Origin of the sequence: Niastella soli (genome assembly GCF_017742245.1) — a bacterium.
Taxonomy (GTDB): domain Bacteria; phylum Bacteroidota; class Bacteroidia; order Chitinophagales; family Chitinophagaceae; genus Niastella; species Niastella soli.
Map to the genome: position 1 here is coordinate 2044229 of NZ_JAGHKO010000001.1, position 12409 is coordinate 2056637.

The following is a 12409-nucleotide window of genomic DNA, read 5'->3' on the forward strand; positions in this document are numbered from 1 at the left end:
AACCGCATTAACGGCGTGTTAAAAGGAACAACCTCAAACCACAAACAACAAACCATAAACCTGCAAGCCGTATCTTTGCAAACTCGTTATGGCGGAAAAAAGCAAGGGGAAGATCATATTTGATTTAAGTTTACTGAAACGGGTATTTCAGTATGCAAAGCCCTATAAAAGGAAATTTATTCTATCGGTAATAATGGCTATTCTGTTGGCCATTGTTTCTCCTATACGTCCCTGGCTTATTCAGATCACCATTAATGATTACATTCACAAGGGTGTTACCGGCGATGCTGCGGTAAAACTATCCATGGAACAAGTGATCATCTGGATCACCATCATACAGATCGGCCTGTTGATCCTGGAAACAGCCTTCCGGTTTTATTTTTCTTATTTAACTGCCTGGTTGGGACAAACCGTAGTAAAAGACCTGCGGGTAAATGTTTACCGCAAAATTCTGGGTTTGAACCTTTCCCAGTTCGATACCACACCCATTGGTACCCTAACTACCCGTACCATTAATGATATTGAGGCCATCAACGATATTTTTTCAGATGGGCTAATTCCCATCATTGCCGACTTGCTGTCGATCATCGCTGTATTGATCTTTATGTTTTGGGTTGACTGGCGTCTTACCCTGATCAGTTTAGCTTCATTCCCCATATTACTGGTTGCCACTTATTTATTTAAGGAAAGTGTGAATAAATCCTTTATCAGGGTGCGCAACGCAGTGGCTAACCTCAATGCCTTTGTACAGGAGCATATTACCGGTATGGCCATTGTACAGGCGTTTGCCGCAGAAGATAAAGAGTTCAATAAGTTTAAAACAATTAATAAGGAACACCGCAATGCCAATATCAATGCCATTTTTGCCTATTCGGTCTTTTTCCCGGTAGTAGAAATTGTATTGGCGGTGGGTACAGGTTTGATGGTTTGGTGGGCAGCCACCCATGCCCTGGGCATTTATAAAGTAGATGAAGTGGCCGGTCGTTTATTGATCGGGAAAATGTTTTCATTTTTCCTGTGTCTGAACTTGCTGTTCCGCCCGTTGCGGGTAATTGCCGATAAGTTCAATGTATTACAAATGGGGATGGTGGCCAGTGAGCGGGTGTTCAAAGTATTGGATAATGAAGATGTGATCACTACCGAAGGCAGCTTTGCGCCCGACATGGTAAAAGGCAAGATCGCTTTTGAAAATGTTTCGTTTGCTTATGTCGATGACCGGTATGTATTAAAAAATATTTCGTTTGAAGTAAAGCCCGGCGATACCGTAGCCATAGTGGGGCATACAGGAAGCGGTAAAACCTCTATCATCAGCCTGTTGAACAGGTTATACCATATAAAGCAAGGCGCTATTAAAATTGATGATGTAAAAATTGAGGATTTCAAGCTGGAAGCCTTGCGCCGGCAAATTGGAGTGGTTTTGCAGGATGTTTTCCTGTTTTCGGGCTCAGTACTGGATAACATTACTTTGCGTAATCCCGCCATTACGAGAGAACAGGTGGTTGCGGCCGCCAAAATGATTGATATGCATGATTTTATCATGCAACTGCCTGGTGGGTATGATTATAATGTAATGGAAAGAGGCGGCAGCCTGTCGCTGGGACAGCGTCAGTTATTGTCATTTATCAGGGCTTTACTGTATAATCCTTCTATATTGATCTTAGACGAAGCCACTTCTTCAGTAGATACTGAAAGTGAGCGACTTATTCAAAAAGCGATCGATAAATTGATCGCGGGCCGTACTTCCATTGTTATTGCGCACCGGTTATCGACCATTCGCAAGGCCAGCAAGATCATTGTGCTTGATAAAGGCGAAGTAAAGGAAATGGGGACCCATGAGCAACTGATTGCGCAGCAGGGTTTTTATTACAAGCTTCACCAAATGCAGTTCGACAAGCATATTCCGGCTTAATAACCCATTATTAGTTATGAAATTTTATAATATTACATTTTCTGATGGAAAATTAAATGGATATATTATTTTATCCTGATTTCCATATATTATAAAATACATAATACGATCGTGATAAGTGTTTTACCTCAATCATCTCTCAACTGGTAATAAATACTTTCATTACGAGTTCGTTTTTGCCTTTTGCATACTTATCTTTGCGCAAAATTTATAAACAGGTATGCTGGTCAGAAGCGTCAAATCCTTATTGGTAGCGGTTTTCAGCCTGAGTATTGTTATCGCTCCTTTATTAGTAAAAGCCGAAGACGGCGGGGGAGCCAAGGAAGAAAAGTTAGATCCTGCCAAACTCATAATCGAACACGTTTCTGATGGTCATGAGTTTCATTTTGTTACTATTGGAAATCATCCGGTATCTCTTTCTTTACCGGTTATTTTATACTCACCTGAAAAAGGACTTTCTGCATTTATGTCCTCTGAGTTCCACCATGGAGCTGAAGCCCATGATGGATATGTGTGGATCACGGAAGAGTATTTGAAAGAGCACAAAGAGATAGAAGAACAAAAAGATGAGCAGGGAAAACCACTGTTCAAAAACGACAATATTTATGCATTGGATGCAGAGGGCAAACCAAGTCTCACTGCTACTGTGTATGATTTTTCTTTAACCCGCAACGTTACGCAAATGCTGATATCAGTAATATTACTGATATTGTTGATGAACAGCATTGCGAAGAAATACAAGAAAGGTATCGGTCAAACCAGTGCACCTAAAGGTTTTCAAAATGCCATTGAGCCTATTATCACCTTTGTAAGAGACGATGTAGCTAAAGCCAATCTGGGCCATAGCTATGAAAAGTATACTCCATTTTTGCTGACTGTTTTCTTCTTTATACTTATTAATAACCTGATTGGTTTGATCCCCGGATCGGCTAACGTAACCGGTAATATTGGTTTTACCGCCATGTTGGGTATCGTTGCTTTCGTGGTTATTATGTTCAGCACCAATAAACATTACTGGGCGCACATTTTTAATCCTCCGGTTCCTGGTGGTGTAAAACCCATCCTGATCCCTGTGGAAATTCTGGGTATTTTCACCAAGCCCTTCGCCCTCATCATTCGTCTTTTTGCCAATATGATCTCTGGTCACGTAATTATATTGGCCTTCATTTGTTTGATCTTCATTTTTGGCGCCATGAATACGGCACTGGGATGGGGAACTTCACCTTTCTTCATTCTGCTGGCGGTATTTATTTATGTAATTGAGATCCTGGTTGCGTTTCTGCAGGCATACATTTTCGCCAACTTAGCAGCTGTGTTTATCGGTCAGGCTTTTGAGGGTGGACATGATCATGAAGATGTGCCCGGACATGCTGATCCGGTAGTAATCTAAACTAAACGCTTTTTTAATTATAAACACAAGTATCATGAATTTGATGACTATTTTGTTGGAAGTTCAGCCCGGTTACGGTGCAATTGGCGCTAGCCTTGCAGCGATTGGTGCTGGTATCGGTATCGGTCAAATCGGTAAAGGTGCCGTTGAATCAATTGCTCGTCAACCAGAAGCAACCAACGACATTCGTGCTACCATGATCCTGGCTGCGGCCCTCGTAGAAGGTGTTGCCCTTCTGGCTGCTGTTGCTGGTCTGCTGGCTGTATTCCGCTAGTAGGTGGTTCACGTAAAAACAGTACTGCATTCAATGCAAAGGGCGGCGAATGCAGTATTTTTCTCTCAAAAAAGGAAAGCATAAAATACTATTAATATTTATTTACAATGGAATTACTTACCCCTCATTTAGGCTTATTAGCGTGGAACTTTGTCGCGTTTTTGATTTTGTTGATCATAATGAAAAAATTTGCGTGGAAGCCTATTTTGAAATCGCTGAAAGAGCGTGAAACCGGTATTGCCGATTCATTGGCTACTGCCGAAAGGGTAAAAGCTGAAATGGCGCAGTTGAAAAGTGAGAACGAAGCGCTGCTGGCCAAAGCCCGTGAAGAAAGAGCTCAGTTGCTGAAAGAGGCTCGTGATACAAAAGACCGTATCATTAACGAAGCCAAAGAACAGGCTAAAGCGGAAGCTAGTAAGATCATCGCTGATGCGGGTGCTGCCATCCAACAGCAAAAAATGGCTGCTTTGACCGATGTAAAAAACCAGGTTGGTACACTGGTAATTGAAGTGGCTGAGAAAGTGTTGCGTCGTGAACTGACCGACAAATCAACACAGGAAAAGTACATTAAGCAACTGGCTGAAGAAGTGAAGCTTAATTAATTGTACTGTTAATTAGCTCTTGTGCTAACGGATCACTGTATTCGTACTGGCACATTTTCAAATTTTCACATTTTCAAATTCAATAAATGCCAAACCCTCGTTTAGCAGCGCGTTACGCAAAAAGCCTGATTGACCTGGCTAATGAAAGAAACCAGCTGGAGTCTGTGTATAAGGATATGCTGTATTTGCAGGCGCTTTGCAAGGAAAGTCATGAATTTTTAACGTTAATGCGGAGCCCGGTTGTAAAGGCCGATAAAAAAGTGGCCATAGTATTGGCGGTGACCAAAGGCAAAATAAGTGAGCTTACTGATGCCTTTAACCTGTTGATGATTACCAAAGGCCGTGAGGCATACCTGCCGGAAATTAGTTCGGCATTTATAGAACAGTATAAACATCAGAAAGGCATTCATACCGTTAAGCTTACTACTGCTGTTCCTGTTACCGAAGAATTGAAAAAACAGATCATTAGTCAGGTGCAAAAGCAAACGAAGATGGATACCATTGACCTGAAAGCTACCGTAAATGAAGACCTCATCGGCGGTTTTGTGCTGGAAATTGGCGATCAGCTGATCGATGCCAGCGTTGCGTACGATCTGAACAAGATCAAAGCGCAATTCATGAATAATGACTTTATTTATAAGATAAGATAGTTCTAACACACAAAAAATCATAAACGGTTATATATGGTAGAGATAAAACCCGATGAGATATCTGCGATATTGCGTCAGCAATTGAGCAACTTTAACGCAGCTGCCGACCTGGAAGAAGTGGGTACTGTATTGCAAGTGGGTGATGGTATTGCCCGCGTATACGGTTTAAACAATGTACGTGCTGGTGAACTCGTTGAGTTTGAGAATGGCGTTCGTGCAATTGCCCTGAACCTGGAAGAAGACAACGTGGGTGTGGTATTGATGGGTGAAAGCGGTGATATTAAAGAAGGTGCTAAAGTACGCCGTACCGGTAAGATCGCGTCTATTAACGTAGGCGAAGGTATGCTGGGCCGCGTGGTAAATACATTGGGCGAACCAATTGATGGTAAAGGCCCCCTTGCTGGCGACAAATACGAAATGCCCCTGGAGCGTAAAGCCCCTGGTGTAATTTATCGTGAGCCAGTAAAAGAGCCACTGCAAACAGGTTTGAAAGCGATTGACGCGATGATCCCCATCGGCCGCGGTCAACGTGAGCTGATCATCGGTGACCGCCAAACCGGTAAAACAGCTATCGCTATCGATACCATTATCAATCAGAAAGAATTTTACGCTGCCGGTAAACCGGTGTATTGTATATATGTTGCCATCGGTCAAAAGGCATCAACCATCGCTGGTGTGATGAAGACCCTGGAAGACAATGGCGCTATGGCCTATACAACTATCGTTGCGGCTTCAGCTTCTGAGCCCGCTCCGTTACAGTTCTATGCGCCTTTCGCTGGTGCTGCCATCGGTGAGTTCTTCCGTGATACCGGACGTCCTGCCCTGATCATTTTTGATGATCTGTCAAAACAGGCCGTAGCCTACCGTGAAGTATCTCTGTTGCTTCGTCGTCCTCCTGGCCGTGAAGCTTATCCTGGTGACGTATTCTACCTGCACAGCCGTTTGCTCGAGCGTGCTGCGAAAGTTATCAGCGATGATGGCGTGGCAAAGAACATGAATGATTTACCAGATTCAATTAAGCACCTGGTAAAAGGTGGTGGTTCATTAACTGCCTTACCAATCATTGAAACACAAGCGGGTGACGTATCTGCTTACATTCCTACAAACGTGATCTCGATCACCGATGGTCAGATATTCCTTGAGTCGAACCTGTTCAACGCAGGTATTCGTCCGGCCATTAACGTAGGTATCTCTGTGAGCCGTGTGGGTGGTAACGCACAGATCAAATCAATGAAAAAGGTAGCTGGTACGTTGAAACTCGACCAGGCGCTTTACCGTGAAATGGAGGCTTTCTCTAAATTCGGTGGTGACCTTGATCCTGCTACTAAACTGGTAATTGATAAAGGTGCCCGTAACGTGGAGATCCTGAAACAAGCACAGTACACGCCATTTGCAGTGGAAAAACAGGTAGCTATCATTTATCTGGGTACAAATGGTTTATTGCGCGAAGTACCTGTGAAGAAAATGAAGGAGTTTGAAGAACACTTCCAAATGGAAATGGAAAACAAACTTTCTGATGTACTGGCCGAATTCAAGAAAGGTAACTTACCTGATGATGGCATTAAGAAAATGGTTAATCTGGCTAACACCCTGATCCCTCAGTACAAAGCATAACACATATTGTTATACGATATATAAGAGCCATCCGTTTAACGGATGGCTCTTTGTTTTTGGAACGGGTCTCACAACTCACAACTGCCGTTTGCCGTTTAACGGTTTTCCCCAATCGTAAAAAAAAATGCAAAAAAGTAATATTACTATTGCATAATCGAATTTGAGTTTAGATATTTGTACCAGATCAGAAACACTGATCCACATTCTTACCCAATCTCCTTTTTAGAACCGTACCGTTACTTCGAAATTTAGTTTCCCCCAATTTTCTGTGAAAACGACCAATTAATTTTCCTATTCTCCTGTGATTTACTGTATTCCGGTCCCTTAAAAACGTATCTGTACAAACATGTACCTTTTGAAACACATATGTATTGGAGTTAATTCAGTGATCAATCAACTGGTTGTTGCACTGGTTCTATCTACTTCTGCATGTTTGTCCTCATTTACTCCAGGGGCTTCAATACCAGCCAATAAAGGCCTTACAAATACTGGTTTAACCTGTTTTAACATAGACCATAACAGCGGTCAATTAGCATTATTGTGCGTATGTCTACCCAACGGGGGGCGTGCCAACAACGTATTATAATAGCGGCGTGCATGGTGAAAACTGTGAAAAGGAATAAAATAATGATTGCAAATCAATGAGGTAGGAGGGTTTGACGCAACGGATAGTATTGGAAAATTGTAATAAGTGTTATGTATGTATAAAGTACCCCGATAAATGAATTCAGATCGTGCGAATAACTAGCGAAAAAGATTAAAGAGTTTATTTTAAAGGGTACGATCAACAACACCGTCCCGTTTCTACGGGATGGTTTTTTAAAGCTTTCCATTCCTATCAGAATACCTCAAACGAAATTCAATCATCTGAAAGCGCCTGTTACTGGTGCTGTAGTTTAACCACTGTAGCTTTTACGGATTATTTCAGTAAGCATTTTATCACTGCTTTGCGCAACCGCCTGGCAGCTTATATAAAGAGTTTATTTTAAAGGGTACGATCAACAACACCGTCCCGTTTCTACGGGAGGGATTTTTTTAAACGACCCTGGGACCAGGAGCCTGTACGGCCGGTTCTAAAAATAATTTGAGATTAAGAAATTATGAGAAGGTTCAACACCGCGGCCCCTATGCCTTGCGTCTTGTTCCTTGAAACTTACTATAAAGTTTTTATTTTAAAGGGTACGATCAACAACACCGTCCCGTTTCTACGGGATGGTTTTTTAAAACTCCCTTTTTCTTCACTAGCCCCTGTCAGTGATTGACAAAATCCCATTTCCTTTCTTTAGCTCCGATATCAAATTACGCCTGAGTAACCAGGACCTATTCTTTGCTGGAGAGCCTGTTTACTTGCACTGTTTTACCTGATATGTGTTTAAAACGATAACACGCGGCTGCCTGTTGCCTACAGGTTGCTGACTGTATTGTCGCATAGATTTCTATTGTGCGCCCTGGAATGGCGCCCTATTCCGTAACAATTTTAAAATGTATGTGATGGTCAAATTTTACTTCAACCTCAAAAAAAAGGCTTGGCGAAGCGCGGTCATAACCGTGATGGTCCTGCTGATGTTGCCAGTGTTTACGCTGGCTCAGGGACTGGAATTTAAAGATGGAAAAAAAGTATCGGGAAGAGAAGGCGAAGATGGTGCTGTATACAAATTCCCCAATGTTACAAAGGATGTAGATGGTTATATAAGGATCAATGGCCGCTCTTCAGCGGGCGTTAAACTAACAGCCATCGATTTGGAAAGTACTGGTTGGGATAAGGCTTTCCAACCCCAGATTGAATACAAGAACAAATCGGCCCATGGCAGTGAAAAGGATTGGTGGATGGAATTCGAGGTCTCATTCGTTTCCTCAAAAGACAATACACCTGTTGCTATTTCAAGTATGGACCTTACCGCCATCGATATAGATGGTGATGGGGATAACATATATGAATGGATCTCACTCTACGGATTGGATTCCTATACCACTGAGCGGCGCACCTCCTTACAGGTATTAGACATCCTGGAAAATATCTTAAGTGTGCTCACGCTTACCGGTAAAAAATTCTCCGGGCCCCTTACACAGTATAATAACATTGATACTACAGCTACCAATGTAATGGCCACGGCCAGGTTCACAAATAAAAGTAAGTTCAACATCAGGGCTGGCGGGCATAGCAGCGACAATGACATCTCAACTGAACGCATGTATGCCTTCTGGTTCAAATCGTTTAATTACACCGCCCCGGTACAAGGCTCGCTGCCGGTATTGCTCAATTCGTTTACTGCAAAAAAGACCGGCAATCAGGTAGTCCTGAACTGGAGCACCGATATGGAAAGGGATTTCAGCCATTTTATAGTTGAAAAAAGCGCGAATGGAAAAGATTATTCCGATGCTGGTGTGTTGTTTACAGATGGCAATAGTAACAGCCGCAGGGAATACTCCTTTAAAGACGACCTGAAAAATAGCCCTTCAGGACTTGTTTATTACCGCCTTAAAATGGTTGACCTGGATGGACATTACCAACAATCTGATGTTCGGATAATCAGACTTACAGAAGACAAGACAGCCCAAAACATAACTGTATATCCCAACCCCGTGGTAAACGATCTCAGGATAACACTGGCCAGCGGCTGGCAGGATAAGGCAGTGTTTATCCAGGTGGTAAATGCAAACGGCCAAAGCGTAATGCAGATAAGTAAATCCAGGGCAAGCCAAACAGAAAGCATTAGCGTCAATGATTTAAAGCCTGGGTTGTATACAGTGCGGGTGTTGAATGGATTGGAATCGGCCCAGCAACGATTTATTAAAGCGAAATAGGCACAGTGGGGGTGGCTGGTGGCAGCCGATAGACGTTACGGTAAAAAAGAAGTCCGAAAGCAGCGCTGCTTTCGGACTTTAAGTTTATGCTGCTTTTGGAGCTTATTAATTCTTCAACAGCTTTTTCTGGAAAAGCATGCTTTTTCCAGCTCTGATATCCAGCATATACATACCTTTTGCAAGGCCTGCAGGGACGCGGATACTGAGTGATTGGCTTCCGATGCCTAATTGCTCAGAAGTGCTATACACTTCTCTTCCTGAGAAATCAACCAAACGGATGCGAACCTGTTCAGCGGTTTTCAACTGAATTTGAACGTTTATATCACGATCGAACGGATTAGGCAACGCTTCTACATCCAGTTCATTAATATCAAGCCTGATAATACCTGAATAATTGATGGTTCCACCTTTTTGGTTAATCTTCAGGCGATAGTAACGAGTAGTAGAGAATGTATGGTCAATATCAGTGAACTGGTAGTTATTGGTTACGTTGGAATTTTCTTTCGCCACAACGGTACCAGCTTTGGTGAAGGAAGTGCCGTTTTCAGAATATTCAACTTCATAAGTTCCCACACCCTGATCGCCATTCATGCTCCAGTTCAATACTGATCTTTGATCCTGCAGGCTGCCTTTAAATTTAAGGTTCAGCAAAGGCAGTACACCATCTGAATAAAAGCAGGTAGGTGTTTGACCAACGTTGGTAGGATCGCTCGAGTTAACGAACATAATGTTACCATCGGCATCGGTCAGCGTGATCTTCGACTGGTTACAAACCTGTTTGTTAGGTTCTGTTTTAACCCGGAACGTAACTACGGCTGCGTTACCTGGGTTTGGAAGAACAATACCTGCCGCCTGACCCAATGTGTTTACCAATGCGCCATTAGGGTTACCGGTAACTGCAAATGGCATGGTACCGCCGCTTTTGTCTGCTACGGCTACCCCATTCATCTTGGTTGTATTTTTAATATACGTGGTGGATGGTGGAATATAATCGTACATATATACCCCTGCCGCGTTCACGTTACCAATATTTGTAACGGTAATTTTATATTCAACCGTATCGCCACCGTTAATTGTACCGTCGCCATCAATATCTGTATAAGTTTTATCTGCAATGATAGAGCTGCTCAGTACCGGGAAGGCACAGGTAGTATAGTCACCGGATGTATAAACGCCACTGGCGGTTGCGTTAAGTGGTACTGCATTCATGGTTTGGAGGTTCAGCTTAAGTACCTCATTCTTCTTTCCATTGATGTATACGTTTCCAAATAGATCAATAGCCAGGGACTGTGGAGTAAAGGCATTGGGATCTGGTGGCTGTTTAACGGGAAAACCATTTACCTTTATTGCACCCATATATGTAGCTACTCTTGTAGTTGGATTGATCTTATACATGTTACCCGAATTACAGATCAGGTACATCTTTCCCGAACCATCCGCAAAAAGGTCACCACCTACTTCACCCAACACACTGGTTGTGTTAGTGGTAGCATTGATCAGGGAGCCCATTCTGGTAATTACCGGATTATTTGAAGCATCGAACGTAAACTTGATCAGATCATCTGCATTATTGGTAAGCGCATAGCAATAGCCATCAGAACCCATACCCATACGGTTAATGGTGTTGCCACTGTTTTCCAGCTGGGTACTTTTGTATCTATATGCTACCGCAGGGTTTTGGCTCATGTCTATATAAGACAATAATGCGTAAGACTGGTTATTAACGAAATAGATCCGTTGTCTGGACTTGTCATAAGCGATTGCCGCAGAATGTTCCAGAAATTGATCAGTATAAACGTCTATTACTTTATTGCTTATCGCTTCCATCTGATCACCATTGAAACCATCATAAATAATAGGGCCACCCTGTCCGTTTGTTGTATCCACTGTACGTAAGAAGGCGTACACATTGCCATAACCCTGGTTAGGATTCACATCAGACGTAGACATTTGGTAAACAATGTTACAACCGGCATCTTTAATGATGTTTGTATACACTGTGTTGGTAGCCTGGATGGTTGAAGTAGTACCCTGAGTAGCATCGATGGTAGCATTGTTGAAAATACTACCGCCATTCCCGGTTACTGTTACACGGAATTTAACTATTGCCGATCCGAGGGGGTTTATAATACCCGGGGCATAAGATGGCGCATTAATTGCACCCCCAGTGCCGGCATAGGGCATTACACCGCCGGATTTATCGGTTACTGCAGAACCGTTTAAAGTGGTTGAACCAGTAACATACACCACACCTGGTGGTATGTTGTCGTACAGTTTTGAAGCGATGTAGTTTTGTGTTGTACCCAGGTTCGTGATCGTGATGGTATAAATCAACACATCACCTGAATTTGCTGTAGTACCATCGCCACCTGTTGTGAAGTTTTTCACTTCTTTTAACATTTTCAACTGCGCCTGCGTGCTTGCCTTAAAGCCCAAAAACAATAAGGCTAAGAGCAGCGCTCTCAAAGGGTAGAATTTAAAATTCATAGGTTCCGGATTTACACATGAAAGTTTTCGAATTAAATTCAGACGTCATAGCCAGGAAACAGGCCTCGTTCTGTTTCATCGGTTATAACCCTAAAAACGATTTTATTTATACGATTTTGTTACTCATTTAGTTTCATTTTGCCGCTGTTTTAAATTGTTATCTATAGTAAATGTATCAATCAAAACGTGTTCAGTTCAGTCTATAGGTTTTCCTTTTAGTCAATAGGTTTCAAATAAGCACTGGTTCTTACGCCGCTACTCTTTTTCATTAAGTGATTATATCCGGTAAAACTGAAAACAGAAAAGAAAGATGCTAACAACAATGAAGGGTTGGTTATACAGGTATACTTAACCCGCAACCATTGGGGTGATTGTACCTGCAGTGCAATATTACCGGTTAAGGTAATTGGGCAGTTAAATGCATCTAAAAGAATAGACGCTTGTAAAGGAGTTTCGATCCTTTTCATTGTTTTCAATACGGATATAACATTTAAAGGCGATAGTTAGCCATTTTTCGCCAATCGTACAACGCAAAACCCCTATCGATATTTTACAGGTAAACCTGTACCCAAAATAGGGATAACATATGTGTATTATAATTACTACAAAAAATGATATAAATCAATTCATAATGAATTGTGTATAAAACACCTATGTACGTAGATTGGTGCAAGATAC

At 42.2% G+C, this 12409-nt stretch carries 9 protein-coding genes; 7 read left to right on the plus strand and 2 right to left on the minus strand.

Going from position 1 to position 12409, the window contains the following annotated elements:
* Window positions 1-88: 88 nt before the first annotated feature.
* The 7 genes from J7I42_RS08545 (at window position 89) to J7I42_RS08575 (ending at window position 9244) form a co-directional block, all read left to right on the plus strand.
* Window positions 89-1909 (plus strand): ABC transporter ATP-binding protein, encoded by a 1821-nt coding sequence (locus J7I42_RS08545; RefSeq protein ID WP_209138353.1) that lies wholly within the window; start codon window positions 89-91, stop codon window positions 1907-1909.
* A 220-nt stretch (window positions 1910-2129) separates the two neighbouring features.
* Window positions 2130-3299 carry a F0F1 ATP synthase subunit A gene (gene atpB / locus J7I42_RS08550; protein WP_209138354.1) on the plus strand — a complete coding sequence of 390 codons (1170 nt, stop codon included), beginning with the start codon at window positions 2130-2132 and terminating at the stop codon, window positions 3297-3299.
* 34 nt (window positions 3300-3333) lie between these two features.
* Window positions 3334-3573 carry an ATP synthase F0 subunit C gene (gene atpE, locus J7I42_RS08555; protein WP_014223036.1) on the plus strand — a complete coding sequence of 80 codons (240 nt, stop codon included), beginning with the start codon at window positions 3334-3336 and terminating at the stop codon, window positions 3571-3573.
* Between the two features lie 107 nt (window positions 3574-3680).
* Window positions 3681-4175, plus strand: a complete 495-nt coding sequence (gene atpF / locus J7I42_RS08560) for a F0F1 ATP synthase subunit B (protein WP_262898103.1) — start codon at window positions 3681-3683, stop codon at window positions 4173-4175.
* 86 nt (window positions 4176-4261) lie between these two features.
* The gene (gene atpH / locus J7I42_RS08565) at window positions 4262-4825 is read left to right on the plus strand and encodes an ATP synthase F1 subunit delta (RefSeq protein WP_209138356.1); all 564 of its coding nucleotides are present in this window, start codon (window positions 4262-4264) and stop codon (window positions 4823-4825) included.
* Between the two features lie 33 nt (window positions 4826-4858).
* Entirely contained in the window at window positions 4859-6439 is a 1581-nt protein-coding gene (gene atpA / locus J7I42_RS08570; RefSeq protein WP_209138357.1) for a F0F1 ATP synthase subunit alpha, read from the plus strand.
* 1491 nt (window positions 6440-7930) lie between these two features.
* A complete protein-coding gene (locus J7I42_RS08575; protein ID WP_209138358.1) occupies window positions 7931-9244 on the plus strand; it encodes a T9SS type A sorting domain-containing protein in 1314 nt (437 codons plus the stop codon).
* 105 nt (window positions 9245-9349) lie between these two features.
* Here J7I42_RS08575 and J7I42_RS08580 read toward each other — a convergent pair whose 3' ends face one another.
* Both J7I42_RS08580 and J7I42_RS08585 read right to left on the minus strand, forming a co-directional pair.
* Window positions 9350-11731, minus strand: a complete 2382-nt coding sequence (locus J7I42_RS08580; protein ID WP_209138359.1) for a T9SS type A sorting domain-containing protein — start codon at window positions 11729-11731, stop codon at window positions 9350-9352.
* A gap of 215 nt (window positions 11732-11946) precedes the next feature.
* Window positions 11947-12198, minus strand: a complete 252-nt coding sequence (locus J7I42_RS08585; RefSeq protein WP_209138360.1) for a hypothetical protein — start codon at window positions 12196-12198, stop codon at window positions 11947-11949.
* Window positions 12199-12409 lie beyond the last annotated feature (211 nt).

Bases quoted from the DNA above. Each gene is read 5' to 3' on its own strand.
- J7I42_RS08545 (WP_209138353.1), top strand. From the start codon at position 89: ATGGCGGAAAAAAGCAAGGGGAAGATCATATTTGATTTAAGTTTACTG.
- atpB (WP_209138354.1), top strand. From the start codon at position 2,130: ATGCTGGTCAGAAGCGTCAAATCCTTATTGGTAGCGGTTTTCAGCCTG.
- atpE (WP_014223036.1), top strand. From the start codon at position 3,334: ATGAATTTGATGACTATTTTGTTGGAAGTTCAGCCCGGTTACGGTGCA.
- atpF (WP_262898103.1), top strand. From the start codon at position 3,681: ATGGAATTACTTACCCCTCATTTAGGCTTATTAGCGTGGAACTTTGTC.
- atpH (WP_209138356.1), top strand. From the start codon at position 4,262: ATGCCAAACCCTCGTTTAGCAGCGCGTTACGCAAAAAGCCTGATTGAC.
- atpA (WP_209138357.1), top strand. From the start codon at position 4,859: ATGGTAGAGATAAAACCCGATGAGATATCTGCGATATTGCGTCAGCAA.
- J7I42_RS08575 (WP_209138358.1), top strand. From the start codon at position 7,931: ATGGTCAAATTTTACTTCAACCTCAAAAAAAAGGCTTGGCGAAGCGCG.
- J7I42_RS08580 (WP_209138359.1), bottom strand. From the start codon at position 11,731: ATGAATTTTAAATTCTACCCTTTGAGAGCGCTGCTCTTAGCCTTATTG.
- J7I42_RS08585 (WP_209138360.1), bottom strand. From the start codon at position 12,198: ATGAAAAGGATCGAAACTCCTTTACAAGCGTCTATTCTTTTAGATGCA.